The organism is Candidatus Woesearchaeota archaeon (assembly GCA_016188115.1).
Taxonomy (GTDB): domain Archaea; phylum Nanobdellota; class Nanobdellia; order Woesearchaeales; family GW2011-AR9; genus JACPIK01.
This window is the reverse complement of the sequence record JACPIK010000002.1, coordinates 1-25,657: the sequence shown is the minus strand read 5'-3', so window position 1 is coordinate 25,657 and position 25,657 is coordinate 1. Positions and strand designations below refer to the sequence as shown.

The following is a 25,657-nucleotide window of genomic DNA, read 5'->3' as shown; positions in this document are numbered from 1 at the left end:
TGACTATGTTTTTTATAAAGGTTATGATGGGAAATTGATGAACAGAGCATCAGGCGATTAGACGCAAACATCTATAAAGAAATTGTTCTTTTTTACGATCGTGGAAAGCGCGATGATAGTAGTGAACACCAACTGAAAGCTAGGCTTGGTGATGAACGGTAGTAACTTCTTAGCGCCCATAATACTTTTTATGTTTGTTGGAGAAGAAAACGGAGTAAAACTCCTACACTGCGATCTTCTTTCATTTTGCCTTCAAGACAAAGTTTTTTGGCTTCTTCAAATGTAAACCAGACTGGTTCTATGTGCTCGCCAGATTCTAATTTCTGCGTGGTTGTTGAGAATGAATCAATGATGAAATAAAAAAGATCCCATGTCACGGTTGCTCCATTTTTGGAATGATGGAATAAAGAGATGTTATGGGAGATAATGCCTGCTTCTTCAAGAGCTTCTTTTTTGGCAGCGGTATGGGCGTGTTCAATGATGAACAACTTTCCTTTTTCTTGTGCGACACCATATTCATCAAGTGTGTCAAAGACTTTTCCTCCCGGCAAGCGAACATCAAAGTCTTTTAATTCGGTGCGGTATTCTTTCGTAAGCAAGATCATTTTGTCTTTGATAATGATTAAACGTGTTCCAGGGGATCGTTCCGCCCATTCGTATTCAATTTGGCGTTGATTTTCCTGCATTTTTTGATGGAGAACTCGAAGAATTTTACCATGATACACTTCACGTGGTTGTTCAAGGGGAGTGGTTATGGACATAAGAAGTATTTTGAGTTTAGAGTTTAAAAATATTTCGTACTCTTAATGGTGTCCTCGTTGATAAAATTTATAATATCAAGATTTTAGAAGAATGGAATGATCATTTGTATTAGTGGTTCGATGCACTTCACTGAAAAAATGCTCGAAGTGCAAAAACTATTGCAAGCACTCGGACATGAAGTACGCGTAACATCATTTGCCTCCGCATTTATTGGTAAGAATGATGCCGAAAAAGAACACATTAAATTGACACAAAAAAAAGATTACGACACCCTCCAAGAATTTTGGGATTTAATGCAAGGAGCAGATGCGTTGCTAGTGTTAAATCTTGATCGCAAAGGAATCAAAAATTATGTTGGCGGCAATACGTTCTTAGAAATGGGTTTTGCGTATGTACTTGGAATGAAGATCTTTTTGTATAATCCGGTCCCAGAGATTGATTTATACACTTCTGAAATTGAGTCGATGAAACCGATTGTGATTAATCAGGATTTGAAAAAAATAATTTAGCATGATTAGTATTGTTCCATTGATTAAAGAGAATTTTGGTGAAAGTAGTTAAATTGGCGGCAATTTTTAAGACTATGAGATCTGCTCTTGCGTTAGGATTGACAATGTTGGCGTGCGGAGGACAACAACCACAACCAGAAATACGCCCTGCTTTTGATGAGAAAGAATGCGTACGGTTGTATCGTGCATCAGAATCTGATCCGACACTATTTCTCCAAGCTCCCACTACATGTCAAACAGCAATTGAGAGTAGTGTCATGAATTTGCTTCTTAACAGACTTAACGATATTAATACAAAATATGATTTTCCAACGTATCTTGCTCAAGCGTATGTCACGGCAGCACAAGAATGGGGATTACAGGAAAGTGAAGCCGATATTTTCAATGAGAAAATGACAGATTTGTTAGAAGGAAAAGAATCCGGTGCTCGATCTTTGCCAAACAGCGCAGAAACTGCACACTTGAATAGACAGGCTATTTGTGTTGTTGCTAAGAGTGAGTATGGCAAGACATTAGAAACATACAAAACCCATAGTCAAGAGAAACATAGAAATATTCAACGGAGGCTACCACGTCTTGCTACAAGCAACGCATATCTCGATCTTTGGAAAGAATTTAATGATGGAATTGAGGCTCGAGTAAGAGAAGCACAAGAGTTTGAATGTAAGTGAATCTAGTAAAAATTAATATTGTAAGAATGATATGTTTTAGATGTTGATTATTTCATTAAAAAAACTATTTTTCTGATTTTGCGATTACGTATACGGCAGATAATGCAACTATTCCCGCAATTATTTGAAGAATAGAAATATGTTCGTTGAGTAGAATGGCTGCAGTGATAAGACCAAATAATGATGCAGTAGAGAAAATAACAACGGTTTTCATGGAACCGATTGATTTCATTGCACTGAGAAAAAATACCATGGATAAACCAATACTGCAAAAACCAACGATCAAAATCAATGGAAGAATGGGAAGAGATATTGTAAATGGAATTTTAAGAAATAGTGCAAGAAACAATAAGATAGATCCGCCAATAAGAGATTTAAGAGATACGACCGTTAGGACATCATTTTTAAGACTGACAAGTTTGCTTACAGAGTTATCAATTGCCCAACAAAATGTTGCTGCAAGAATAAAGAGATTCCCTTTAAGACCATGGGTAAGAGCTACACCTTCAAATGCGAAGTTTAGAGTAATTGCGATCATACAAATGAGTAGTACGCCCATTGCAACATATTCTTTTCGTTGCGCCTTTTCATGTAGAAAAGAAACTGCGAGGAAAATGGTAAAGATAACTTCAGCATGAAGTAATAATGAAGCGTTTGTTGCAGTTGAGAGTCCTATGCCTTTGAGAAATAGTGACATCCCCACAACTGCACCCATCAGAGCCATAATAAAGATGTAGAGCCAGTCTTTTCCAGTTAGAAAACTAATGTTCTGTTCGGAATGAATGAGTTGTATTTTTTTAAGAATATAAGTGGGAACTAAAAAGCGTAATGAGAACAGAAGAATACCTGCACTAAGATACATGATCCCTGCTGCAACGATAGGATGAACATCCACAAGAATAAGCTTGTTAAGAGTGGTGCTCACACCAAACAGAATCGCTGCGAGAAGCGCAAATGTGTATCCTTTTATATGAAGCATAGTAAATGACTCTTTAACAATAGAGTTAGGCTAAGATGAGTTAGACTAAAATTTGGGAAAAAAGTTAAATTAAAAAAGAAATAATGTCTGCTTACCCAAACAACCTGCTCTTTTCTTCTTGTGTCTCAGCTGCTTTAACTTTCTCCACAGCTTTGGTGAAATCAAGCATAGTTACTGCACTGCGATCTTCGCGAATGGCAAAGAAACCTGCTTCAGTGCAGGCTGCGCGAATTTCAGCACCGCTAAAGTTGATCATTAGTTTACTTACTTTTTTGAGATCAACTTTTTGTAGACTCATGCGTTGAGTATGTACTTTGAGAATTTCATGACGTCCGTCATCATCAGGTAAGCCAACCTCGATAAGACGATCAAGACGACCTGGTCGAATCATGGCAGGATCAAGAATGTCCAAGCGGTTGGTTGCACCAATGATTTTAACATTGTCAAGTGGCTTAAATCCATCTATCTCAGCGAGTAATTGCATAAATGTGCGGTTCACTTCGCGTTCACCTGATGTACCAGTATCCATACGGGTCGCAGCAAGAGCATCGATTTCATCGATAAAGACGATGGTTGGCGCTTTTTTGCGTGCCATGGTGAAAATATCTTTGACAAGCTTTGCGCCTTCTCCAATAAATTTTTGCACAAGTTCAGAACCAACAACTTCGATAAAAGTAGCGTTAGTGCTATGCGCAACGGCTTTGGCAAGCAAAGTCTTTCCGGTTCCAGGTGGACCATATAATAAAATTCCTTTTGGAGGTTGAATCCCTACTTTTTTGAAAAGAGCAGGCTTTTTGAGAGGCAGTTCAATTACTTCTTTGACCTCTTCTACTTCTCGTTTAAGACCACCAATTTCTTTCCAACTTTCTTTTGGTTTCTCAACAATAACATATTTCTCTACGTCAGCGTGATTACTTACATCAATTTTCTTAATAACATTAAGAGCTTTTTGATCTACAAGAACGGCATCACCACTGAGCAATCCTTTCACATCATTGGCGATATAGGAATAAAATTTGTTTCCATTGGGTAAGCGAATAACAGCTTTGTCTTCTTCCACACTCACAACGTCAGCAACAAGTAAGGCTGGTTTTTTAAGATTGGTAAGTTCAGTATTTGCTTTGTTGAAGAGTTCACGCAACATTGCACCTTCTTCTTCAAAGCGACGAATAGTTTGAGAAAGAAGGCGATTTTCATCTTCTATTCGTTTAAGTGACGCACTTACTCGTTTAAGTTCCGCATCAGTAGTGTCTAGGTCAATCGTCTCAGAATAAATTACTTTTTTTTCAACATCCTCTTTTACCATGGGTTTGTAGATGATGTCTCTCTTTTTAAAGATTATGAGTTTTGAAAAGAAATGATTCCGAGTTCATTCATCTTGCCAAGATATAAATTGCTATTAGATTTAATTTAACTTGAATTTTAGGGCTTATTTATGAAAATATCCCTAAAATTGAATTGAAAGCGAAAACAACCTTATCTTTCCAAGACTTTGCTTCACCTTTGAGACTAGCCTGAGAGGATACAGAGTATGAAGATCCACTTTCACTTTCCCAGGTGACTTGGACAGTGTATTCGTTGTTAAATGAAATGGGAGGGTTAGAAAGTTCTAATACCAATTCTTCTTGACTGGCAAGTTCATCAAGAGTCCAAGTATGTTCAAAACCGGCCCCTTGCAATAAGATGTGTACATTATGAGGCACACTAAATGATGTTTTTGTTAATTTCACGGTAAGAGGCAGAGGTTGTTTGAGTTGTGCAGTAGAAGGAACGATTAATGAAACATTCAATGAAGGGTTGTCAGACACAAGATACGGAAAGCGAACTCGTTTTTCAACCAATTCGTTTTCAGCAGATAAGATTATATGAGTAAACCCTGCTTGTGAAGTTGCCAAAGAAACGTCTTGAGAGATAGTCTTTAATGGGTTAACATCTTGAGCAATACAGGATTTTTCGACACAAAATTGTAATGCTTTAAGGGTAGTATTGCCCCTATTGGTAAGAGTACAATGAGCTTGGGCAATTTGTCCTATGAAGAGTTGAGAGGGAACATCACAGGAAAGATCAAGTTCGCGAGAATAACTTTTTTCTTCATCATGTATGGTTAATGCAGCAATGTCTTGTTGAGAATAATATCGAGAACCTGGTTTTGAAGTAAATGTTCCACCTATACTGAGATTTTTTTCTGTATATATTAGAAAAGGAAAATTGTAGATAAATGAAGTGTCAAGATCTTGCGGAGCACGCACAACCCAATAAGTTTCACGTACCTCCTTAGGAGTCAAAAGCACTGTGCGGCGATTTCGACCAAGGATAGATATCTCTGTCGGAGCTGCAAGATGCAGAGTTGTCGCGGTGTAAGAATCAGCAGTATTTTTAACAATAGCTTTGATAAGGTTATAACTGCCAAATTCAATTTTATTGTCAAGAAGCGTATACTCTAATTCTAAAGGTTCCTGGACATGATTTCCCCCTTTAGTAACAGTTACGTCGAATGATAATGGAGTTGTGATGAGTTCAACATTATTACCAAACCATTGATAGGTTGTTGCAGGAGTCGCAGGATCTGCGCTTTCACGCATTTTAATGTGAGTTACATCAATATAACCATATTCTCCGAAAGTAATATCGAACGGAACCCACCCAATAGTGGGAAAATAGACTTCTGCCCACCCATGGGGTGCCCAATTTGAACCGACGGCAGCGACAACAGAAGGATCCGTAGTATATGAAATTCCGGAAACAAAACGGGCAGGAACACCTTGTGATCTTGCCATGGCAATAAATAATGATGTCATTTCGTCACAGACACCCTCTTTATTCTCTAAAACCCATGATGCTTTTTGCGATGCCGTTGCGGTAAGTGTGTTACTGATATTATATTTCACATTTTGTTCAACCCAGCTTGCCATAACAAATGTTGCTTTAAATAAATCAGTTTGACTTTGAGTAATCTCAGCTGCTTTTTTGATGATTATGGGGTTTTGGGAATCGATTGTAGCGGTAGGCTGAAGATATTCTTCTACTCCTATAAGTTGAACGGAACTTAAAGGGAAAGGAATAGGATGAGAAATAACTTGATGAATGTTTTTGGTATGAACAAGAGTTGTATATCCTAATGAGGCAGAGACTGGAAGGGGTTTAGTCCAACTAAAATGAAGTCCTTGATCAGTTTTTTCTCCCGTTGTTTTCCAAGAGAGAAGGTCTTGGCGAAAATCAGATTGAGGGACTAATAAAAGATCTGCATTGATGGAATTAGTTTGATCTGCGGCAGTGGTAGTCCAATTTCCGGAGACTTGGAGAGAAATATCAAGTGATTCATGCATGTATAAGTCACTGGCAAGGGTTACAGGTAAAACTACAAGCATTATGAAGAGTGACCACCACATTTTTTGCATGGTGTTTTGAAGAGTGAGGTTAGATATAAAGATTTGGTTAGAGTCAAAAATAGTGTTAAAAAAAATGCGTTTTGTGGCTAGAAATGATAAGAGAAAAGAAGAAAGGAAAGAAAAGAAGAGAGGAGAGAAAAGAGAGAGAGAGGAAAAAATGAGGAGAGAGTAAATCAGAAGAATGATTTGACTCTAAAATCTAAATCTTTTTAAAACAAGAGCTGTTCGAAAAATTTATGGATTTGAATTCAAATGAAAAAAGAGTAGTAGTTGAACAGGCTCTTGGCACTGCACCATATGGTGAAACGCATTACCGTGTTGCAGCAGATATACTTGACTTCTTTCGCACAGATAGGATGCGTCTTACGTCTTTAACTAATAGTATTAATGATGCGTTGCCGTATTTGAGCCACTCATTGGGACGTGACTTTGATCCAAAAAGCACAGATCCTCAAAAAAGAGGATACAATGTAACATTAAATGCTGAATCGGATGGCAGAGTAGTATTTTATAATGTAGGCAACCTTGTCGCTGAATTATCTGTACCTGGATCATTTTTTAATCGGGAAGCTACTCTGGATTGTGTGGTAAATCGTACACAAAATGGAATTTTCTATGTTGATTTTGCTATGAATAGATATTATACGCAACGTGATGTGAATTTAGTTCCAATGGGATTTATGCGGCAGAATTGGAAACTAGAATAAACACAGAGATAATCAATAAATCCAGCGATTACTTTTTCCAAAACGGTGTTACTTCACCCACATAATCTTTGCTGATTTCTTCTATTAATTGATCACGGGTTTTAAAACCACGCGAAAGCAGCCACATCAATTTAACTTCTGCCATAACATCAGTCAAATCACCCGTAGGAATAGCACCGGCTTCCATTGCTTCGACAGCTGGTGCATCGTTGATTTCTTTGTAGGCATTGCCGCCAAGAAATTTGGTAGAAACCAGAATGGGGATTTTGTAGAGTTGGGTTGCTGCTTTGATTAATGGAAGAAATGAATGTTCCCCCTCTGAGGGCACTGATCCTGCCCCATGCGATTTGAGAATCATACCTTTACATTTACCTGACTTGAATATTTCACGAATGAGATCAGGACTCTGCCCAGGCGTGAGATCAACAGAAAGAACACCAGTTTCAAAATGAGGATAGGGATCAAAAGGCAGCGTATCATCGCGCAAAAAGGCATTAGAACGAAACCACACGCCCGTTGATTTGATGATTCCAATTGGTTCAAGAGCAGGAGAGGTAAATGCGCGAAAATCTGATTCACTTACTTTGACGCAACGTGACCCACGCAGAATAACATCGGAGAATACAATCATAACTTCAACGATGCGATCTCGCACTGCTTTGACCGCGGCTTTAACGGAGTTCTCTAAATTAAAACGCGCATCAGTACCGCAAAGTATAAGAGGCATTTGTGAACCTGTTATAATTACTGGTTTTTTGAGTCCTCGACCTAATGAGAGTGCAAGCGCTGACGCAGTGTATGCCATGGTGTTTGTTCCATGTGTCACGATAAATACATCAAATTCGTCATGATGTTCAATGATGTAGAACGATAACTTTGTCCAATGAGAAGGGTTGACATTAGTACTATCCAAATTTTCTAAGTCAACAAACTCGATGGTGGCGAGATCGCGAATCGTAGGAACCATTTCAAGAAGTTCTTGGATATTCTTGGCTGGAACAATAGATTTGCTGGCTTCGTCTACCACCATGGAGATGGTTCCACCAAAACCAATGATGAGAATTTTAGTCATGCTTTGAAACGATGTTATGTACTTCTTATACGTTTTTACACTTGATTTTTGCAATTCAAAACTTTTAAATAGCCACTATGCCAAAAACGAAAAAATGAAAGAACAAGATCCCATTTCTCTCACGCTAAAAGATCGAAAGATAATTGCCGAATTGTATGATGATGCGCGTAAACCATATTCCGAAATTGCGAAAAATGTAAAATTAAGCAAAGAGGCAGTTGCGTATAGAGTCAAACGGATGTTAGAGTTAGGATTGTTTACTGGTTTTAATACCATTGTTGATGTTCGCAAATTGGGATGGAAAGTATTTTTTGCATATATGCGTTTCAAACGGATTGATATTCGTAAAGAAGAAGAAATTTTGACACAACTTAAAGATCATCCTCACATAGCTTGGCAGGTGAAATGCATTGGTAATTATGATGTGATTATCAAATTCTTTGTTCACAACCATGAGGAAATGAGTGAGATCATGCGTGATATTGAAGATGAATACAAAGAATATGTAGATACATACATGACAGAGTATATTGTTGAAGAACAGCCTGTGCCGTTGTCATTTTTGTTTGATACAATTACACCTCGCGTTTATCCGCAATCGCATGCGCCTCGTACGACTTCTATTACACAACAGGATCTCGCAATCCTGCAGATTATGGCAAAAAATTGCCGCGTATCCATGATAGATATTAGCCAGCAGATTGGCGTTGCACGTGAGACGGTTGCCTATCGTGTTAAGCGACTTGAGCAAGAAGGAGTAATTATAAAATACCGTCCAGAAGTCTGGTCTGGCACACAAAAACAAGGGTACAATTGGTTCTTTGTTGCACTGCGATTAGGCAAGATGACTCATGCGCTCGAAAAAACGCTTTTCACCTATCTTTGGAATCATCCCCACGTTACTTTTTATTACAAAACGAGTGGTCTTGCGGAAGTACAGGTAGAAGTGCGTGTTAAAACAACTATTGAATTTAATGCATTTTTAATGGAGATTAGATCTATTTTGAAGAATGTCTTGAAACGTCATGAATTATTGCTTATTTTGGATGAGCAGAAATTTACCTGTCTGCCAGCGTGTGTGGTAAAAAGAACAGTACAATAATTCCACACAACCTAAATATTTTTTAATGGAAAGATGATTTTGGTAACTATGAGCTTAGACGAAACAAGCAAGCGACGAGTTGTTCAACTCGTTTTAGGAAATGGCCCATATGGTGAAGTCCATTACGAACTTGAACGTGATATGTTAGATTGGATAAGGGGAGATGTCCGTCCTAGAGTAGAAAGAGATGTGTGTCGGTCAAAGGAATATTTGGAAGAAACTTTGAGAACAAATATTACACCATGGGAAAACGATCCTACTATTAAAGGATATTGCGCAGGAGTAGGAGCACGTAACAGCCCACGAGTTGTTTTCTATCATGTTCACAATTTGGTGGATAGAATTGAAATCGGCGGGGCATTCTGGGGAATTTTTCCTGGTTTAGGGACCAGATTAGGAACATTAGATCGTGTTGTAAGACGTTCAAATGAAAGTGCAGCCTATGTTGATTTTGTTACAAATACGTTTCATTCTCTTCGAGCAACACAACCCAACTTGGAAGGATATGGCTTGATTCATCGTGAATAACAGTAATTGGAGATAGTATTGAGAATAACAAATTTTAAATAGCTTTATCTTACTCTTCTAGACATGGAAAAAGGGGTTGCGTTACTTTCTGGAGGGATTGATTCTCCAGTAGCGATTCATTTGATGCAGCAACGGCTTGAGATTATTGCAGTTCATTTCCATCAACTCCCTCTTACGGATGGCAGAGAGATTGAGAAAGTCAAAGAGTTGTGCAAGATCTTGCAGGTTAGGAAATTGTATCTTGTGCCGTTTACACCTGTTCTTAAAGCATTAGTGGAAAAGTGTCAACATAAAGATTATTATGTTTTAGGTAAAATTATGATGATGCGTTGCGCTACATTAATCGCTGCACAAGAGGATGCGCAATTTTTGATTACGGGAGAAAATTTAGGACAAGTTTCGAGCCAGACGTTGAGTAATCTTACTTCAATTACAAAAAATGTAAGCATGGAGATTTTACGTCCGCTGCTTACATATGATAAACAAGAAATTATCAATGTAGCTAAGAAAATTGGCACCTATGAAACATCAAAAGGTCCCGAGATTTGTAATCTTCTAGGACCTAAAAGTCCTTCGACAAAATCTGAACCGGATCGGGTGCGTCAAGATTTAGAACATGTTGATGCAGATATTTTACAAAAAGCGCTGGATGATGCAGAAGTTGTGGAATTTTAACTTTGAATGATTCGATATTATTAATAGAAACAGAATCTTTAAATTAGGATTATTCTTTTAACCAATTATGGTCCTCACGTTGTTTAATACACTCTCTCGATCAAAGGAAACATTTACCTCTCTCTCTTTGCATAAAGCAAAGATGTACACTTGCGGTCCAACCGTGTACAATTTCATGCACATTGGAAACTTACGTTCTTTTTTGTTTGAGGACATTTTACGGCGAGTGTTGATGTGGAACGGCTATGACGTTGAGCATGTAATGAATATCACTGACGTGGGCCATCTTACAGGAGAAAATGATGATACTGGTGAGGATAAGATGCTTAAAGGAGCACGCCGTGAAGGTAAAACAGTCTGGGAAGTCGCGCAATTTTATACCAACGCGTTTGTTGCAGATACTCACCGATTAAATCTGCTTGCTCCGACAGTGCTATGTAAAGCAACTGACCATATCAAAGAACAAATTGAAATGATTCAAAAGTTAGAGAAGCAGGGATTTACGTATTCACGCGGGGGAAATGTCTATTTTGATACTTCCAAATTATCTGATTATGGGAAACTGGCTAGACTTAAATTAGATGCTGATGCAAAAGCAAGAGTCGAACAGGATGAAAATAAGAAAAATCCTCATGATTTCGTATTATGGTTTACAAAATCAAAATTTCAAGATCAAGAGATGAAATGGGACTCACCGTGGGGAGTTGGCTATCCTGGCTGGCACATTGAATGTTCTGCCATGGCAACTCGTTACTTAGGAGAACAGTTCGATATTCACTGTGGGGGTATTGACCACATTTCTGTACACCACACTAACGAGATTGCGCAAGCAGAAGGCGCTACCGGAAAAAAACCATGGGTGCGTTATTGGCTTCATGGAGAATTTTTGGTTATTAGCGGCGGCGAGAAGATGGCGAAATCGGGAGATAACTTTGTAATTTTGCAGACATTGATTGATCGTGGTATTGATCCGTTAGATTATCGCTATTTTTGCCTAGGCACACATTATCGTAATCCATTAATGTTCTCATTTGAAGCACTTGAAGGAGCAAAGAATGCCCGACGACGACTCTATGAAAAATTCTTGGAGTTGAAAAAAGAAGGAGCACAAGAGGAAGAATTAGGACGTAACGCAAGGGAACATATTGAAGCATTTACCAAAGATATTAATGATGATCTTAATATGCCAAAAGCACTCGCAACCGTATGGGAAGTGGTGAAAGATGACTCGCTGTCTGTCTCTGAAAAATATACAATTTTATTAAAGATGGATTCTGTTTTAGGATTGAAATTAGATCACGTCATGGAAGAGAAGATTCCTGCTCAGGTTGTAAAATTAGCTCATGAACGATTGAAAGCTCGTATGGCTAAAGATTGGATCAAGTCTGATGAAATTCGTTCTGAGATTGATGCCATGGGCTGGATTATGGGCGATACGAAGGAAGGCTTCGAATTGAAAAGGAAGTAAGAAAAAAATTATTTAATCCTTTGTTCAAGATCTCTTAAAGCATTATGATTCAACATAAATAATTTTCTCACATCCCCTGTAAATTTCTCAGGTGAGGTTTGAATATCTTTCAAAAGCTCATCAGTTGTGTATAGCCGATGTTCACTTGCAACATTAGGTAATGGGGCATAGGTATAGCCCAAAACAAGATCTTCATGCGTTACATTCATCCAACTTTTTCCATCTGGATCAACCCTCTCAGAGAGAAATGTAGGTATCATTGCTAAGCGTCGCAGATAGATATTGTTACCTTTTTGGATATCACATACCCAATCTTTATATTCCATCTCAACGATATCCAGACCAAGTTCTTCTCGAACCCTCAACACTGTTTTTAGAAGACTTAAATCAGAAGCAAGTTGATGCGTGCCAAAGCTCATTTCATATTGACCTTGATTGTCTGCTGCTTGATCTGATCTTTTAGGGATGTAGATCCCTTCCGGAGTCATTAGGAACATTTGGACATGATGATCTTTGTGTTTGTAGTCTCCTGATTCAGACTCGTGACGCAGAAGCACATGTGCTGCATCTCTTTCCATCCCAGAGACGGGCGTACCATCATAGGCACTCATTTTGATTAAAGCCATTTTATTTCCCCCTAAACATTTAAACATTATTACCCATAGTTTAAGCGTTTTTGATCGAGGAGTATATATTTAGTGCATACTTAATGTATACTGTATACATTTTTACAAAAATCTTATAAAAAGAGAACTAAAACAAGACATACATGGATCAACGCAAGCTCATCCAACATGGTCTCTCGAGTCTTACAGTCGCATTACCCAGTGATTGGATTAAGAGTCACGGTCTTACAAAAGGCAATAATGTCTATGTGGAGAAAGAGGGCGGAAGTGTTATTATTTCTACCAAACAACCAATCAAACATGAGAAGATTAAGATTGATATAACTAAGCTGGATCGAACCTCAGCATTGCTCTATATTATGAGTTTGTATCGCTTCGGGTATAATGAAATAGAGATTCATTTTACTAAGCCATCAACTGCCCATTATCGTAAGGAGATCCATGTGTCTTATCCAGGCATTGTTCATGAAATCACAAATCGTCTTATTGGGGCAGAGGTTGTTGAGCATTCGGAGAAATCCATGCTCATCAAGACTTTGGCTAAAGAATCAGACGAGGATTTTCGGATTATACTACGACGTATTTTTCTTCTTCTTATTCAAACTTCAGAAGCGTTTCTCGAGGGGATACGAAAGAAAGACCTCGCTTTAATTGAGGGCATTGAATTAATGCATGACAACGTGAATAAGTTTGTGAGCTATGCGTTACGACTACTCAATAAATATGGTTATCCAGACGTCAAAAAAACCTGTTTTTATTATCACATCATTGCGTCAATTGATAAGATCATGGACGTGTTCAAATATAATGCGCGTGATATTGTGTCACAAAGACAAAGATTTAACCCCAAGAGTATTGAAATATTTGAACAGATCCATCTCTCGCTGCGATTATATTATGAACTATTCTATTCGTTCTCGTTAGAGAGAGTAAATCAACTTAGTAAAAATCGAGATGAAGTAAAGAGATTGATTGCGAAAAATGCCAAATTAATACCTACAACTGATCTTTTACTCTTAGTGAATCAAAAAAGTATTTTAGAAATTCTTCTCGATTTGACTGATTTTAGAATGGGACTAGAACAGTGAGGATTTAAGAAAATATAAAAAGTTGAATTAATGAACTTTACCTCTCATTGCGGCTTCAACGATTCTTTGGTATTCTTGCTTGCGAGCAGGCCATTTTAATTCTTTCATAGCTTCGTCCAGAAGAATGGAGATTACAGCTAAAAGATATGCTTCTTCTTTTTTATTGGAAACAACCAAATTGAATGCTTTTTCAAGATTGCGAATATATTTTGGACTGGTTGTAAGTAATGCTATCATTTCAGCAGGTTTTGTTCCTCCTGTCCCTTCATTTGCGAGTTGGAGAGCCCCGATAAATAATTTTTTATATTCCTCAAAAGAGATGTGTTCTGGTTGATGCTGAAAAAAATTCTTAACTTGTTGAAGTAGACTCATAACATCATCAATAATTGAGAGTAGTTTAAAAACTTAGATTACCACTCTTTAGAAAGAAAACCGATAGATTTGATATGAGAAAAGGCCTATTCCGCGCCAATCAAGAGGCTACTTACACCTTCAACAAAGAGAAAGCTGGCAATAATGACGGGAAGCGAGGAAGTAATAACAGCAGGGAAGGTAATAAGAAATGAGAGAAAATAGACAAATGCAGGAAGCATGATTAAAAGACAGACAATAGTGGTGCGTATTCTATGACTTTGTTGCGTATGAGCATCAATAACATCACCAATCATGACTATGATAACACCTAATGCACCAAGTAAGAGAAGTGGCATTCCGAAGAGTTCTGATAAGCCCAAGAAGCCAAAAGCATTGAGAAAAAGTATTACACTCACCGGAAGAAAAGCTAATCCTAAAATATATCCAATCATGGAAAGAATTATGAAAAGAGAGTATAAAAATCTTCCTTGTGAATCACTCAGGCATACAGTGGATCTCATTACTTATTTACAACGGACACAGGATATTTCCTAATTCTTCGCCCCAGACTTTATTATTCTCGCTGTAATCAATTGGGCATTCAATGAGTACTGGTCCCTTTTGGCCAAATGCTTTCTCAAGGATTTTTCCTAACTCTTCTGCTTTGGTTACTTTGTATCCTTTGGCACCATAGGCTTCGGCGTACTTAACAAAATCAGGATTTGAGTAGTCAAGTGAAAAATCTTTAAAGCCAGCGTTTTGTTGTTTCCATTTGATAAAACCATAGGCGTTGTCATTGAGTATGAGAACAACAATATTAAGTTTTAAGCGAACAGCAGTCTCAAGTTCCTGAGAATTCATCATAAATCCACCATCGCCGCAAACAGCAAGAACTCTTTTTTGGGGATACAATAATTTTGCAGTCATGGCACTAGGAAGTCCTGCACCCATGGTGGCAAGAGCATTATCAAGTAAAAATGTGCCAATATTATAAGTAGGATAGTGACGTGAGAACCATAATTTGTAAATGCCGTTATCTAAGCAAATAATATCTTCTTTGCCTAATACTGCTCGGCATTCTTTGACAATACGGCGAGGACGAAGGGGAAATGAAGAGTTTTCGGCTTCTTCTACTAATAATTTTGTTGTTAATTCAGTCTTGACTTTTTTCTCATAACTTCCAGCATAATGATATCCGTTAAGTTGTTTTGTTAAAGATTCAAGTGATTGACCTATATCGCCAATGACCTCCCAGGTAGGATTGTAATAAATATCCACTTCGGCAGGCGTAAAGTCAAGATGTAAAATTTTCTTGTTCATGTCACGATTCCAGACACTGGGAGGGTGTTCTCCTACAGAATAACCAACGGTGACAATAAGATCAGCTTTTTCTACAATACAATGCACATAATCTTTTTTATGGATGCCAAAAGCATAGAGTGATTGAGCATGGTCATCACCAAGAACCCCTTTTCCTAATTGAGTGTGAACAACATAGAGCCCCGTTGCGTTGCAAAACGATTTAATGGCGGCACTCACACTGCGTCGCTGCGCTCGACTTGAAACGATTAAAATAGGATTTTTTGCGGATTTAATCATATCAGCAGCAGTGGCGATGGCTTTTTCATCAGCAATTGGTCGACGCACTGTAGTTGCATGATACGAAGCGAATTTCTCATCAACTTGTTCGTGAGCAATATCTTCGGGAAGTTCAATATGACATACTCCGTGACGTTCTGTTGTTGCAAGTTTAAATGCAGTTCTAATCTCTTTAGGAATTGATTTTGGCCCGTGAATTTGCACTGCACGTTTGGTAAGAGGACGCATCATGTTTACAATATCAAGGACTTGAAAACTGGCTTGAAAATTTTCACGAATCCCTTTTTGTCCAGTGATAGCAACCATAGGCATGCCACCAAGATGTGCATGCGCCATTCCTGTGACAAGATTAGTTGCACCAGGACCAAGTGTGGCAAGACAGACTCCCGCTTTTCCAGTTAAACGACCATAGGTTGCTGCCATAAATGCAGCGCATTGTTCATGACGATTGACAATGACTTTAATTTTAGAAGTGCGTAATGACTCGAGAAGATCGAGATTTTCTTCACCAGGGACTGCAAACACATATTCAACACCTTCTTGTTGGAGGCAGTGAACAAATAAATCGGAAGCTTTCATGTGGGATCACCAGTATTACATTTATTTCTTAATAACTTTAATTTGTTAGCGTCTTTCGGATTTGTTGATGTTTAACTTGAAGAGTCGGTTGACCCCGGAGGGGGCTTCCCCCCAACCTTATTCGATGTTTAACTTCTTAAGCCTCACCTTTGGACGCTAACAAATCCAAAAATGAAAAATCTTATTCATACACATTAATTGTCTTAATATTAACAAATTCTTTAATGCCGTAATGTGATAACTCTCGCCCATATCCACTCTTTTTCATTCCGCCAATAGGCAACAGAGGATGACTTTTCGAGATGGAATTAATAAATACTGCCCCTGCATTAATCTTGGATGCAAGAGATTTGCCTTTTTCCAGATCTTTCGTCCAGATAGAAGCACCTAACCCAAATTCAGTTTGATTTGCGATTTTTATCGCTTCGTCATCACTTTCAACAATAATAATAGGGGCTATTGGGCCGAATGTTTCGGTACATACTGAAGTCATGTTGGGTTTGGTGTTTGCAAGCAGAGTAGGTTGGAAAAAAAAGCCAGGACGATTGAGTCGCTTTCCACCAGCAAGTATTTTGGCTCCATTCGCGACGGCATCGGCAACAAACTGTTCCATGTCTTTGACTGCTTGCTCGTTAACCAGAGGACCCATTTGTGTTTCTGGGTCAAGTGGATTGCCAACTTTTATTTGATGCATCAATTCGGCAAAACGAGTTGAAAATTGGTCAGCGACAGCTTTGTGAACAATAAAACGCTTTGAGCCTATACAGACTTGTCCTGCATTACTTGTTCGCCCTTTCACTGCCCCCTGTGCTGCTTTTTCAATATCAGCATCGGCAAGAACAATATGAGGATCAGAACCACCTAGTTCCAGAACCATTTTTTTGATATGTTTGCCGGATTCACTTGCAACTTTGGCACCTGCGCCAACACTTCCAGTCAAAGAACACGCAGCGATATCATCGCTGGCGATGAGTGTGTTACTGGTGTTGTGATCACAGATTACTGAACGAAATATTTGTTCGGGAAATCCTGCAAGATGAAATGCTTCTTCTACACAAAGCGAACTTCCCGTTACGTTACTTGCATGTTTGAGAACAATGGCATTACCTGCCATGAGAGGAGGAAGAGCTACTTTAAACGGCTGCCAAAAAGGAAAATTCCACGGCATGATAAGAAAGATAGTTCCTAAAGGTTCGAAGGTGACGAGATGTTCTTTACCATCAACTTGAAGAGATTCTGGTTTTAGCCATGCTGGACCGTGCTGGGCAATTGCTTGAGCAAGGACAGCGCATTTTTCTATTTCTGCAAGTGATTCAGTGATGGGTTTTCCCATCTCATTGGTCATCATGGTTGCGTAGCGTTGCGCATGTTGACGCAATACTGCTGCGAGTTTGATAAAATAAGGAGCACGTTGGGTAGGAGTAAGAACAGACCATTTCTTTTGGCTATGGTTAGTTGCTTTCGCAATATCAAGTACCTGTTGTTGCGACATGATTGAGTATTGTTGAAGAGTTTGATTTGTGGCAGGGTTAGTAGTAATAAAAGAAGCAGTTGTTGATGCCATGAGAGATGCCATAGAAGTGTAATGAGTGATAGGTACTTAAATATTTAGTGGAGTTGTATTAGATATACCAATTGAAAATGATGAAACGAGAGAGAGAGAGAGAGAGAGAGTCTACTTTTTCTCAAATTCCAATGAACAAGAATTTATACAATATCGTTTCTTTGTGGGTGTTGGTCCATCGTTAAAAACATGACCTAAGTGTCCGCCGCAATTACTACATACTACTTCAGTACGCACTATACCATAGCTGTGGTCTGAGATGAGTTTTACCTTGTTCTGATCAATGACATCAGAGAAGCTTGGCCAACCTGTACCAGAATCAAATTTGGTTGAAGAAGAGAAAATGTCCTGTCCGCATCCTGCACAACTATAAAATCCATTTTCTTTGTGGTGAAGAAATTTGCCTGTAAAAGGAGGTTGAGTGCCTTTTTCAATGAGCACTTTCTTTTGTTGGTCGGTGAGTTTTTTGGTGATTTTTGAATCGTCCATGATTGAATCATCAATGAGATTATTTGGAAAATAATAAAGAATTTGCTCAAGATCTTATTAAAGTCTACTTAGTCCCTATTTTTTCATCCAAGGAGGGATTTTGGAAGGGTTTGGTTTGGTAAGTGGATCTTTGGTCACTTTTGATTTTGTTCGGGGAACTACTTTCATAGGTACAAAAGGAGCTGGAGCAGAAGGAGAGGGAGATTGTTCATTTTGTACTTTGATTGCTTGAAGCATCGCTTCGGGATGAAATCCAACAACCCAGGTTTCACCGATCTCTACTACTGGAACACTTAATTGATGAGTATGGTTCACAACACGATCATATGCAGCTCTATCTTCCATGAGATCAACTTCAGTAAAACGAATTTTGTGCTGTTTGAAGAATTCTTTCGTTTTACCGCACCATTGACAAGTGGGAGTGGTATAGAGTGTAACATTAACCATATAGTCTAAATCGTCGTTTTCTTTAAATGACTTTCGCCACATTTTTATACGAAATGATATTTTGAGCAAAATATGGAGCTTATTCGTAAATTAAAGATCATCCTTATTGTTTTAAGTGTGGTTGGAATACTTATTTCAATCTATTTAGTTAGCAACCACTACAATACAGGGGGAAGTGTTTGCGATATCTCAAAAACAATCTCTTGTTCGTTAGCTAATGGAAGTATCTACTCTAAATTTGCAGGAATACCAGTTTCGATCCTAGGCTTAGCTTGGTTTGCTGTGGTTGCGTATCTGGCAATGCAGTTAAGAGGAAAAACTCAAACGACCATTCCTCTTCTAATGGCATGGAGCTTTATGGGTTTAGGAGCAATTTTTTATTTCATTTATGCGGAAATTAGTGTTCGAGCACTATGCTTGGCATGCACTGCAGCGCATCTCTTAATTTTAATAATTTTAGGTATTTCCTGGAAATTATGGAAAGCAGAACCTGCAAAAGAAACATTATGGATGAGCATTAAAAGAGAGAAATTAGCAATATTTTTGTTTATTATAGTAATGATAATCATATTGCTGGCATTTAACTGGAAGTACTGGTTTGTATATTGAAAGATCAGGTTTACGCTTTGTTGAATTAACCAGATAGAAATCCAACAAAGTGATTTGGTTTTGTGTTGGATTTCTTGTAGGAAACCAAACATCGAATGATTACGTTGGTTTCCTAGATCCAAACCATAATGTTTATATTTTCAAAATGGAAAGGATATTCAAAAGAGGGTGATATGAATGATTGAATGTTCAGTGTGTGGAGAAGAGATGGTGAAGACAGAAAAATGTACTTCCTGCAATAGTTGCTTAACTTGTTGTGAATGCTAGAAATAAAGAGATTTTTATTACAGATTTTTTTTATATCGTCGCATTGTTTTCCATTCTATAATTGACTTAAACAATGCAGGAAGAATACCTGTAAACACCATTTTTTTATACACAAAAATACCATCAAATTTGCCTAGACTAATGATCATAGGACGTGGTTTAGAAATATAAGGTTTAAGAGCCTTGTTTTTTTCTAGATTACAAATGTTTTTCACGACTATTTTTGCTTGTTGCTCTGCATTTTGGGCTGTTTTTTCCTCAATAAAAGAAGTTATATCCCCTGCTGCGAAGATTTTAGAGTGACCCATAACTTGAAGAAATTCATTGACACATACTGCTTTTCGTTCGTTAAGCATTAGGGAACTTTTCTCGTTCAAACAGTGATAATTTGGTTCGATACCAGTACAGAGAAAGGCAAGATCTGATTTTATGGAAGTACCTTTATCAGTAAGATATACTCCTGATTGAGAGGAAATTACTCTCTCATTCCAAATTATTTTAACTCCACGTTTTTCTAAAAATTGGCACGCGTGGAGTCTTGCTCTTGGGGGGTTACGTTCAATTAATTCATCTTTTGCATGTACAATGGTTATCCTCTTAGTAGGAAAATGAGTTATGATCTCGGCGGCAAGCTCGACTCCAACCAATCCTCCCCCGATGACTATAATGTGATTTATTTTGCTGAAATGTTCGGCATATTCACGCAGCTTTTTTCCTCGTGAAGCGATGATGAGATTTTGGTCTTTGATAGGGCTGCTATAATTAGACCCCATTGCCAAAACCAAATAATCAAAGGATATTTTTTGTTTATTGAGATAAATGGCGTTCTCTTCTACCAATGTTACTTTTCCTTGCAAAAATTTTCCTTTGGTTAGATAAGAAGAGTGAGCAATTTCAATCTTGGAAAAATGGCCTGGTTCGACGAGTGTGCGTAAAATAGAGGGAGTAAACTCAAAATAATTTTTTGTATCGATAAGTGTGACTGCAAAATGATGTTGTAAGTTTCGCGCTGCGAATGCTCCTGCAAAACCACCACCCACAATAACTACTTTTTTCATGATTGTTTGAAAGAATAGTAATATATAATTGTTACTTCAGGGATAACTCGAAAATAAAATTAAAAAAAAACAAGAAAGAATTCCAAAGCTTATTTAGCTCCTAAAATTCTAAACATTGTTGTTTTACATTTAGGACATTGACCTTTCATTGCTCGACGTTTTACACCGCCTTTTCCATTCATAGATACTTCTTTAGCATTAGAAATTTCACGTTTTTCTTTACACTTCACACAATATCCTTCAACCATCGTTTACACCTCAGTTTTATTTGTTAAAATTAATTGTTTTACTCTTTTGTATCTTGGTGCGTCCGTGATCTTAAAAAGCTTTCGTATCTTGAGACGTGTTATCAGTGGAATTGAGTTATGTAAGTGTTTAAAAAAAAGAGGAGTTTATATACTTCTAGAAAATATATATATAAACATGAACACGATCCCACATTCATTACGAACTTGGTTTTTGATTCATTTCTGGACAGATATACTTTTTGCATTACCACTGCTTTTTTTTCCCACGTTTACCCTCACGTTGTTTGGGTTTCCTGTCGCTGAAACACTAACTCCGCGTATTGTTGCGGCAGCATTCATCGGCATTGGCGGGACTTCGTTATATTTGCGAAATAAAGGCGTGGAAACTTATGATACTTTGTTAACGCTCAAAATAATTTGGTCTGTTGCCGCAATGGTGGGGATAATTCTTGCACTCATCGAAGGAACATCACTGTTTGCTTGGGCAGTGTTGGGAATCTATTTGCTGTTCTTTAGTGTCTGGGTATATTACAAGAGAAAGATGTAGAAGCGAAAATAAATATACTGGCTAATGAGAGATGCTTATTTCCCAAAGAGTTTTTGTTTCCACTGATACACATCAAAGATATCACCTTGGAATACGCATTTTGCTTCTTTAGTGAGGAACATAGATTTAATCATCATTTATTTTTTTATTAGTTTCAATGCTTTTTCAACGTAATCACGTACATAGGGATGGAGGCTTTTTTCGTGGGACGCAAAATTTTCTGGCGTGATGATATGGGGGTTGCTGTGGAGAATGTCGAGTTTTAATGTACCTTTACCAATACCAAAATACATGATATTAAACGTGTCCGTTCCTTTTCCATGTCCAAATGGATCATCGGCAAACATCGTACGACCAAAACCAAGAATTTCGATGTGAGTTAATTCTAAGCCGCATTCTTCTTTGACTTTTTTTCGGATAGATTCTTCAATACTAACTCCTTTGAGGATACGTCCACCAAGCGGCCAATATTGTCCTCGAGCAGGGTCATTCTCCCGCTTTACTAACAGAATCCCCTCGCCATATTGGATCATAATATCATGACAAGCTACAACGAGATTGGCGTGTGCTACAAGGTAATCAGAACGGGGGAGAAAGGAGGATTGTAAACGGTTGATTTGAATGTCGTGATCGATGTATTCTTTCATCAGCGATATGTTAGACAACCTGTTTTTAAGTTTTCCCCCCTAATTCTGTTCTCTCCCCTGTTTGATATTTTCCCCCACCCCTATGATTTACTCCAACCACCATGATTTATTTTTTATTTATCTTTTCTCTTCTGACTTTGTTGTTGACTTTGTTGGTTTTGTTTTTGAGAACCGGCTTGGTTATCATTCTTTGGGCCATCACTCTGTTTGGAAGCAATCGGGGCAGTACGTGTAGAATTTCTCTCGCTGGGAGCATTACCACTACTGTTTAGGTTTGGTTCACTACCTATCTTTTTATTACTCTCGTTACTAGCAACTGCGTTCCCGTATCGATTTTCTTTCATCTTATTTGATGCATTTTGGTTTTGCCCTGAAGCATCCAAACTAATTCCTTCATCTTCTAAGACTACTTCGTGATCTTTGCTATATGGCTGATCTGTTTGGTCCATAATATCACTATCCATTTCCCCTATGTTGTTATCCTTCCCAGAGACCATGGAACTGTGACTTGCACGAAGTCGGTCTCCAACTAATGAATTACTACTGTCTTGTCCTTTTCGCATAGTTTGTGTCATAACATCACCTCGATGTAATAGTTTAGTAGAAAAAGTATTTTAAAAGAGCTCGCAAATCGTTTTCACCCAAAAGACGGTTTTGAGAAAAAAGAACGAACTTTGAGCATCTGCAATGTATGTCAAATTTAGGACCTATTTTTTAAGATTCACTTTCTTTGGTTATTTTTTGATATAATGAATGACCGCAAAGGAAAAAAACATTGATAAGAAACACGCTTCCCATTACAAGAAAGACACCGCGAACGCCAAAGAACTCCGCAATAGCCCCGCCAATAATTGGACCTATGACAAACCCTATATCCATAAACAGGTCCCATAGTCCTACAATTTCTCCCTTTTTTTGATTAGAAGAAAGATCGATGATTAATCCATTGAGTGCAGGCAAGGCCGTAGACCATCCTATTGATATTGTCAATGCGAGCCCAAAAATAAAAAGTAATTGATGTGAAAAAGAAAAGAAAATTAATCCTAACCCGATAATCCCCATGCCTATTGCAAGCACTATTCTTTTTCCGATTTTATCTGCAAGAATTCCAGCAGGATAGGACAGAAATATTCCTGGAAGAGAGAAGCAAGCAAGTAATAATCCTCCTAAATGAGAGGGGATGTTGAGAACATTCGATCCATAAAATAATGGTTGGAATGCCCATAAAATCTCTTCCCAAGCAGTAAATAAGAATGCAAAAAAGAGCAGTAAAAATAATCCCGTAAAGCGTAGTTCTTTTAATTCATTCAAAACAGAAATTGATTTAGGTGAATGAAAAAATAGGTTTAATACTGGTTTTTGGCGTCGTTCTGTAATTAAAAAATAGAGTAACACGATTGCGATGATGAGAGATATGGAATAATATCCTATTGTACCTCTAAATCCAAGATAGAGAAGAATGAACCCTCCGAGAAATGCGCCTACTGTTTGTGCGAGATATTTTATTTCCATATCTAAGCCATAATCATGCCCGCGCTGAATTCCACTCGTTTGAGAAGCAAATTTAGCGTCGCGAGGGACTTTCCAGATCTGATATGCTGCGCCCCAAAATAAGAAGCCCATGGTCAGAGTGATATCGCCATCAAAAGAGAAAATGAAGATTGTTGCAAGAATAGATAAAACTAAACCTGAGATCATAATCTTTTTTCTATTTGCTTTATCACTTAACTTCCCTACAGGAAAATCTACAATGATGCCACCTAATGATGCTAAAGATAATAACAGACCAATTTCAAAATAAGATTTCCCTAAATGTTCAAGACGAGTGGGAAAAACAAACTCGAGAACGACATCTGCAACAAGCCAGATAAATGTTACTGCGAGCAAACTTACCAAAGTACGATTCAAAAATGATTTGTTTTTGATATTTTTGATAAGATGCATGATGAAACATATATCTTAGAGATATAAAAGCTTTTGGAAGCAGTAGATTGATAGAAATGAGGGGAATGGGAAATGAGAAAAATGGAAGAACAAGAGGGGAGTGAGAGAGAGAGAGAGAAAAATGGGGGAAAGGGAAGAACTAGGAAGAGAGAAAGAGAGGGAAAATGAGAGGACTGGAAGGAGAAGAGATGATCGAAGGAGAGAAACATCCTATTAGGTTTTTCTTACCACAATTCATTTAAACAACACTTATTCCATTTGATATATGAAATATGCTCATTTTGCAGATCTTCATCTTGGATCCTGGCGTGAGCAACCAATGCGTGATCTTTCTACTAAAGCATTTCTCCAAGCCATGGATGAATGCATTGTTCAGAAAGTAGATTTTATTCTTTTTGCAGGAGATTTGTTTAATACTTCTCTGCCTTCATTAGATACACTCAAGATTGTAACAAAAAAACTCAAAGAATTACATGATCTAAATATCCCGCTATATGTCATTGCAGGATCACATGATTTCTCACCTAGTGGAAAAACCATGGTTGATGTGCTTGAGCAAGCAGGTCTTCTGGAAAATGTGTGCAAAGGGCACATTGATCCAGATTCTCGAAGTCTTCATTTGAAATTCACGCAAGACCCTAAAACGGGTGTTAAAATGACGGGAATTGTGGGACGTAAAGGTCAATTGGATCAACGATATTATGAAAATCTGTCATTGGAACATCTCGAACGAGAGGAAGGATATAAGATATTTTTATTTCACACGACGATTAGTGAATTATTAGCGCAAGATATGGCGATGATTGAATCGCAACCCCTCTCTGTCTTTCCTAGAGGTTTTGATTATTATGCAGGGGGACATATCCATCATCCAGCAAAGGTAGAGCAAGAGGGATACAAGTGCGCTACGTATCCTGGTGCATTATTTCCCAATAATTTTGCAGAAGTTGAAAAATATGGGAAAGGTGGCTATTATCTTATCAGTGTAGATGAACAGGGAAATGAACAAATTAATGGGCAAGGAAAGCAAAATGTAGAATGGAAACCGCTTGCTGTTGCCCCACATCAAAAGCTTGTTTTTGATTGTCAAGGTAAGAGCCCCCATGAAGTAAGTAATGAATTGCTGAGGTGGTGTGAGTCAATTGAAGCACATGACGCGATGGTGACTCTGCGTCTTAAAGGCATTTTACGGGAGGGACATGTTGGAGAAATCCGTTTCCGAGACATTTTTGAAAAACTCTACCAAAATGGCGCGTATTTCGTGATGAAAAATACAGTAAAAGTACAAAATCCAGAGTTCGAGCAAATCATGGTTGCAAAAACAAATAGTGAAGAAATCGAAGAGGAAGTTATTCGTGAACATCGAGGGCAGAATTCACTTATTGCTGACACAGAGTACATTTCATTTGTAACATCAATGTTAGGTGTTCTTAACACAACCAAACGTGAAGGTGAAACAGTCCCTGATTTTCAAAAAAGAATAGAAGAGGATTTAGACCAAATGTGGGAAAGAAAAATTATAGATTTAGAAAAAACATAATAGTCAAAGAAATTCGACCACCGTCGGTCAATATGCACAGAAATCGTAGATTTCTGGCACGCTAGAAACGCCATGCGTTTCTCAGCGGACCGGACGGCACAAGAAATCAAGAAACTACTTGATTTCGGTGCAGAAATGAGATTGTTTTCTCATTTCTTGCATGCTCGCTCAAGAAAAGAGACAACGATC

The 25,657-nt window shown here is 38.0% G+C and carries 28 protein-coding genes; 11 read left to right on the top strand and 17 right to left on the bottom strand.

Annotated features, from left to right (window positions below; genetic code table 11):
- Positions 1-188 precede the first annotated feature (188 nt).
- On the bottom strand, positions 189-761 hold the full coding sequence (locus HYV86_00180; protein MBI2572255.1) for an NUDIX domain-containing protein: 573 nt from the start codon (positions 759-761) through the stop codon (positions 189-191).
- Positions 762-857: 96 nt separating this feature from the next.
- Between HYV86_00180 and HYV86_00175 the strand changes: the two genes are divergently transcribed.
- Positions 858-1,271 carry a hypothetical protein gene (locus HYV86_00175; GenBank protein MBI2572254.1) on the top strand — a complete coding sequence of 138 codons (414 nt, stop codon included), beginning with the start codon at positions 858-860 and terminating at the stop codon, positions 1,269-1,271.
- A 74-nt stretch (positions 1,272-1,345) separates the two neighbouring features.
- Positions 1,346-1,942, top strand: coding sequence for a hypothetical protein (locus HYV86_00170; protein ID MBI2572253.1), 597 nt, complete (start codon positions 1,346-1,348; stop codon positions 1,940-1,942).
- Between the two features lie 64 nt (positions 1,943-2,006).
- On the opposite strand, the gene HYV86_00165 is transcribed toward HYV86_00170, so the two are convergent.
- From HYV86_00165 to HYV86_00155, 3 genes are all read right to left on the bottom strand, one after another.
- On the bottom strand, positions 2,007-2,921 hold the full coding sequence (locus HYV86_00165) for a DMT family transporter (GenBank protein ID MBI2572252.1): 915 nt from the start codon (positions 2,919-2,921) through the stop codon (positions 2,007-2,009).
- 91 nt (positions 2,922-3,012) lie between these two features.
- Complete coding sequence (locus HYV86_00160) at positions 3,013-4,227, bottom strand: AAA family ATPase (protein MBI2572251.1); 1,215 nt, start codon at positions 4,225-4,227, stop codon at positions 3,013-3,015.
- Between the two features lie 127 nt (positions 4,228-4,354).
- Positions 4,355-6,319 (bottom strand): transglutaminase domain-containing protein, encoded by a 1,965-nt coding sequence (locus tag HYV86_00155; protein MBI2572250.1) that lies wholly within the window; start codon positions 6,317-6,319, stop codon positions 4,355-4,357.
- Between the two features lie 227 nt (positions 6,320-6,546).
- On the opposite strand from HYV86_00155, the gene HYV86_00150 reads away from it, so the two are divergent.
- A complete protein-coding gene (locus tag HYV86_00150; protein ID MBI2572249.1) occupies positions 6,547-7,017 on the top strand; it encodes a hypothetical protein in 471 nt (156 codons plus the stop codon).
- Positions 7,018-7,045: 28 nt separating this feature from the next.
- Here the strand turns inward: HYV86_00150 and HYV86_00145 are convergent, their stop codons facing one another.
- On the bottom strand, positions 7,046-8,089 hold the full coding sequence (locus tag HYV86_00145; GenBank protein ID MBI2572248.1) for an asparaginase: 1,044 nt from the start codon (positions 8,087-8,089) through the stop codon (positions 7,046-7,048).
- Positions 8,090-8,183: 94 nt separating this feature from the next.
- On the opposite strand from HYV86_00145, the gene HYV86_00140 reads away from it, so the two are divergent.
- The 4 genes from HYV86_00140 (at position 8,184) to HYV86_00125 (ending at position 11,862) form a co-directional block, all read left to right on the top strand.
- The gene (locus tag HYV86_00140; GenBank protein ID MBI2572247.1) at positions 8,184-9,191 is read left to right on the top strand and encodes an Lrp/AsnC family transcriptional regulator; all 1,008 of its coding nucleotides are present in this window, start codon (positions 8,184-8,186) and stop codon (positions 9,189-9,191) included.
- Between the two features lie 48 nt (positions 9,192-9,239).
- Complete coding sequence (locus HYV86_00135; GenBank protein MBI2572246.1) at positions 9,240-9,719, top strand: hypothetical protein; 480 nt, start codon at positions 9,240-9,242, stop codon at positions 9,717-9,719.
- A 63-nt stretch (positions 9,720-9,782) separates the two neighbouring features.
- Positions 9,783-10,394 carry a 7-cyano-7-deazaguanine synthase gene (locus tag HYV86_00130; GenBank protein MBI2572245.1) on the top strand — a complete coding sequence of 204 codons (612 nt, stop codon included), beginning with the start codon at positions 9,783-9,785 and terminating at the stop codon, positions 10,392-10,394.
- A 67-nt stretch (positions 10,395-10,461) separates the two neighbouring features.
- Complete coding sequence (locus HYV86_00125) at positions 10,462-11,862, top strand: cysteine--tRNA ligase (protein MBI2572244.1); 1,401 nt, start codon at positions 10,462-10,464, stop codon at positions 11,860-11,862.
- 8 nt (positions 11,863-11,870) lie between these two features.
- Here the strand turns inward: HYV86_00125 and HYV86_00120 are convergent, their stop codons facing one another.
- Positions 11,871-12,488 carry a hypothetical protein gene (locus HYV86_00120; protein ID MBI2572243.1) on the bottom strand — a complete coding sequence of 206 codons (618 nt, stop codon included), beginning with the start codon at positions 12,486-12,488 and terminating at the stop codon, positions 11,871-11,873.
- A gap of 143 nt (positions 12,489-12,631) precedes the next feature.
- Here HYV86_00120 and HYV86_00115 point away from each other — a divergent pair, with 143 nt between their 5' ends.
- Positions 12,632-13,576, top strand: coding sequence for a hypothetical protein (locus HYV86_00115; protein ID MBI2572242.1), 945 nt, complete (start codon positions 12,632-12,634; stop codon positions 13,574-13,576).
- A 27-nt stretch (positions 13,577-13,603) separates the two neighbouring features.
- On the opposite strand, the gene HYV86_00110 is transcribed toward HYV86_00115, so the two are convergent.
- The 6 genes from HYV86_00110 to HYV86_00085 all read right to left on the bottom strand — a co-directional run bounded on the left by HYV86_00110 (position 13,604) and on the right by HYV86_00085 (position 18,608).
- Positions 13,604-13,948, bottom strand: coding sequence for a hypothetical protein (locus HYV86_00110; protein ID MBI2572241.1), 345 nt, complete (start codon positions 13,946-13,948; stop codon positions 13,604-13,606).
- Between the two features lie 86 nt (positions 13,949-14,034).
- A complete protein-coding gene (locus HYV86_00105) occupies positions 14,035-14,382 on the bottom strand; it encodes a hypothetical protein (protein MBI2572240.1) in 348 nt (115 codons plus the stop codon).
- Between the two features lie 76 nt (positions 14,383-14,458).
- Positions 14,459-16,108, bottom strand: a complete 1,650-nt coding sequence (locus HYV86_00100) for an acetolactate synthase large subunit (GenBank protein ID MBI2572239.1) — start codon at positions 16,106-16,108, stop codon at positions 14,459-14,461.
- A 181-nt stretch (positions 16,109-16,289) separates the two neighbouring features.
- On the bottom strand, positions 16,290-17,684 hold the full coding sequence (locus HYV86_00095; GenBank protein MBI2572238.1) for an NAD-dependent succinate-semialdehyde dehydrogenase: 1,395 nt from the start codon (positions 17,682-17,684) through the stop codon (positions 16,290-16,292).
- A gap of 99 nt (positions 17,685-17,783) precedes the next feature.
- Positions 17,784-18,161, bottom strand: a complete 378-nt coding sequence (gene msrB, locus HYV86_00090) for a peptide-methionine (R)-S-oxide reductase MsrB (GenBank protein ID MBI2572237.1) — start codon at positions 18,159-18,161, stop codon at positions 17,784-17,786.
- A gap of 75 nt (positions 18,162-18,236) precedes the next feature.
- A complete protein-coding gene (locus HYV86_00085; GenBank protein MBI2572236.1) occupies positions 18,237-18,608 on the bottom strand; it encodes a glutaredoxin family protein in 372 nt (123 codons plus the stop codon).
- A gap of 72 nt (positions 18,609-18,680) precedes the next feature.
- Here HYV86_00085 and HYV86_00080 point away from each other — a divergent pair, with 72 nt between their 5' ends.
- Positions 18,681-19,217, top strand: coding sequence for a vitamin K epoxide reductase family protein (locus HYV86_00080; GenBank protein MBI2572235.1), 537 nt, complete (start codon positions 18,681-18,683; stop codon positions 19,215-19,217).
- Between the two features lie 284 nt (positions 19,218-19,501).
- Here HYV86_00080 and HYV86_00075 read toward each other — a convergent pair whose 3' ends face one another.
- Together HYV86_00075 and HYV86_00070 are read right to left on the bottom strand one after the other, a co-directional pair.
- Entirely contained in the window at positions 19,502-20,542 is a 1,041-nt protein-coding gene (locus HYV86_00075) for an FAD-dependent oxidoreductase (GenBank protein ID MBI2572234.1), read from the bottom strand.
- An 89-nt stretch (positions 20,543-20,631) separates the two neighbouring features.
- Entirely contained in the window at positions 20,632-20,790 is a 159-nt protein-coding gene (locus tag HYV86_00070) for a hypothetical protein (protein ID MBI2572233.1), read from the bottom strand.
- 175 nt (positions 20,791-20,965) lie between these two features.
- On the opposite strand from HYV86_00070, the gene HYV86_00065 reads away from it, so the two are divergent.
- Positions 20,966-21,337 carry a hypothetical protein gene (locus HYV86_00065; protein MBI2572232.1) on the top strand — a complete coding sequence of 124 codons (372 nt, stop codon included), beginning with the start codon at positions 20,966-20,968 and terminating at the stop codon, positions 21,335-21,337.
- Between the two features lie 137 nt (positions 21,338-21,474).
- Here the strand turns inward: HYV86_00065 and HYV86_00060 are convergent, their stop codons facing one another.
- The 3 genes from HYV86_00060 to HYV86_00050 all read right to left on the bottom strand — a co-directional run bounded on the left by HYV86_00060 (position 21,475) and on the right by HYV86_00050 (position 23,928).
- On the bottom strand, positions 21,475-21,984 hold the full coding sequence (locus HYV86_00060; protein MBI2572231.1) for an NUDIX hydrolase: 510 nt from the start codon (positions 21,982-21,984) through the stop codon (positions 21,475-21,477).
- Between the two features lie 113 nt (positions 21,985-22,097).
- Complete coding sequence (locus HYV86_00055; GenBank protein MBI2572230.1) at positions 22,098-22,559, bottom strand: hypothetical protein; 462 nt, start codon at positions 22,557-22,559, stop codon at positions 22,098-22,100.
- Positions 22,560-22,698: 139 nt separating this feature from the next.
- Complete coding sequence (locus tag HYV86_00050; GenBank protein ID MBI2572229.1) at positions 22,699-23,928, bottom strand: MFS transporter; 1,230 nt, start codon at positions 23,926-23,928, stop codon at positions 22,699-22,701.
- A gap of 265 nt (positions 23,929-24,193) precedes the next feature.
- Here HYV86_00050 and HYV86_00045 point away from each other — a divergent pair, with 265 nt between their 5' ends.
- Complete coding sequence (locus HYV86_00045; GenBank protein MBI2572228.1) at positions 24,194-25,468, top strand: exonuclease SbcCD subunit D; 1,275 nt, start codon at positions 24,194-24,196, stop codon at positions 25,466-25,468.
- The last annotated feature ends 189 nt before the right edge of the window (positions 25,469-25,657 follow it).

What these genes read in the sequence shown, in the direction of transcription:
- HYV86_00065 (MBI2572232.1), top strand. Translation starts at nt 20,966, where the DNA reads ATGAACACGATCCCACATTCATTACGAACTTGGTTTTTGATTCATTTC.
- HYV86_00130 (MBI2572245.1), top strand. Translation starts at nt 9,783, where the DNA reads ATGGAAAAAGGGGTTGCGTTACTTTCTGGAGGGATTGATTCTCCAGTA.
- HYV86_00135 (MBI2572246.1), top strand. Translation starts at nt 9,240, where the DNA reads ATGAGCTTAGACGAAACAAGCAAGCGACGAGTTGTTCAACTCGTTTTA.
- msrB (MBI2572237.1), bottom strand. Translation starts at nt 18,161, where the DNA reads ATGGACGATTCAAAAATCACCAAAAAACTCACCGACCAACAAAAGAAA.
- HYV86_00145 (MBI2572248.1), bottom strand. Translation starts at nt 8,089, where the DNA reads ATGACTAAAATTCTCATCATTGGTTTTGGTGGAACCATCTCCATGGTG.
- HYV86_00060 (MBI2572231.1), bottom strand. Translation starts at nt 21,984, where the DNA reads ATGAAAGAATACATCGATCACGACATTCAAATCAACCGTTTACAATCC.
- HYV86_00160 (MBI2572251.1), bottom strand. Translation starts at nt 4,227, where the DNA reads ATGGTAAAAGAGGATGTTGAAAAAAAAGTAATTTATTCTGAGACGATT.
- HYV86_00170 (MBI2572253.1), top strand. Translation starts at nt 1,346, where the DNA reads ATGAGATCTGCTCTTGCGTTAGGATTGACAATGTTGGCGTGCGGAGGA.
- HYV86_00155 (MBI2572250.1), bottom strand. Translation starts at nt 6,319, where the DNA reads ATGCAAAAAATGTGGTGGTCACTCTTCATAATGCTTGTAGTTTTACCT.
- HYV86_00070 (MBI2572233.1), bottom strand. Translation starts at nt 20,790, where the DNA reads ATGGTTGAAGGATATTGTGTGAAGTGTAAAGAAAAACGTGAAATTTCT.
- HYV86_00115 (MBI2572242.1), top strand. Translation starts at nt 12,632, where the DNA reads ATGGATCAACGCAAGCTCATCCAACATGGTCTCTCGAGTCTTACAGTC.
- HYV86_00055 (MBI2572230.1), bottom strand. Translation starts at nt 22,559, where the DNA reads ATGACACAAACTATGCGAAAAGGACAAGACAGTAGTAATTCATTAGTT.
- HYV86_00140 (MBI2572247.1), top strand. Translation starts at nt 8,184, where the DNA reads ATGAAAGAACAAGATCCCATTTCTCTCACGCTAAAAGATCGAAAGATA.
- HYV86_00165 (MBI2572252.1), bottom strand. Translation starts at nt 2,921, where the DNA reads ATGCTTCATATAAAAGGATACACATTTGCGCTTCTCGCAGCGATTCTG.
- HYV86_00110 (MBI2572241.1), bottom strand. Translation starts at nt 13,948, where the DNA reads ATGAGTCTACTTCAACAAGTTAAGAATTTTTTTCAGCATCAACCAGAA.
- HYV86_00100 (MBI2572239.1), bottom strand. Translation starts at nt 16,108, where the DNA reads ATGAAAGCTTCCGATTTATTTGTTCACTGCCTCCAACAAGAAGGTGTT.
- HYV86_00180 (MBI2572255.1), bottom strand. Translation starts at nt 761, where the DNA reads ATGTCCATAACCACTCCCCTTGAACAACCACGTGAAGTGTATCATGGT.
- HYV86_00105 (MBI2572240.1), bottom strand. Translation starts at nt 14,382, where the DNA reads ATGATTGGATATATTTTAGGATTAGCTTTTCTTCCGGTGAGTGTAATA.
- HYV86_00045 (MBI2572228.1), top strand. Translation starts at nt 24,194, where the DNA reads ATGAAATATGCTCATTTTGCAGATCTTCATCTTGGATCCTGGCGTGAG.
- HYV86_00075 (MBI2572234.1), bottom strand. Translation starts at nt 20,542, where the DNA reads ATGAAAAAAGTAGTTATTGTGGGTGGTGGTTTTGCAGGAGCATTCGCA.
- HYV86_00050 (MBI2572229.1), bottom strand. Translation starts at nt 23,928, where the DNA reads ATGCATCTTATCAAAAATATCAAAAACAAATCATTTTTGAATCGTACT.
- HYV86_00175 (MBI2572254.1), top strand. Translation starts at nt 858, where the DNA reads ATGATCATTTGTATTAGTGGTTCGATGCACTTCACTGAAAAAATGCTC.
- HYV86_00085 (MBI2572236.1), bottom strand. Translation starts at nt 18,608, where the DNA reads ATGGTTAATGTTACACTCTATACCACTCCCACTTGTCAATGGTGCGGT.
- HYV86_00120 (MBI2572243.1), bottom strand. Translation starts at nt 12,488, where the DNA reads ATGGCTTTAATCAAAATGAGTGCCTATGATGGTACGCCCGTCTCTGGG.
- HYV86_00125 (MBI2572244.1), top strand. Translation starts at nt 10,462, where the DNA reads ATGGTCCTCACGTTGTTTAATACACTCTCTCGATCAAAGGAAACATTT.
- HYV86_00080 (MBI2572235.1), top strand. Translation starts at nt 18,681, where the DNA reads ATGGAGCTTATTCGTAAATTAAAGATCATCCTTATTGTTTTAAGTGTG.
- HYV86_00095 (MBI2572238.1), bottom strand. Translation starts at nt 17,684, where the DNA reads ATGGCATCTCTCATGGCATCAACAACTGCTTCTTTTATTACTACTAAC.
- HYV86_00150 (MBI2572249.1), top strand. Translation starts at nt 6,547, where the DNA reads ATGGATTTGAATTCAAATGAAAAAAGAGTAGTAGTTGAACAGGCTCTT.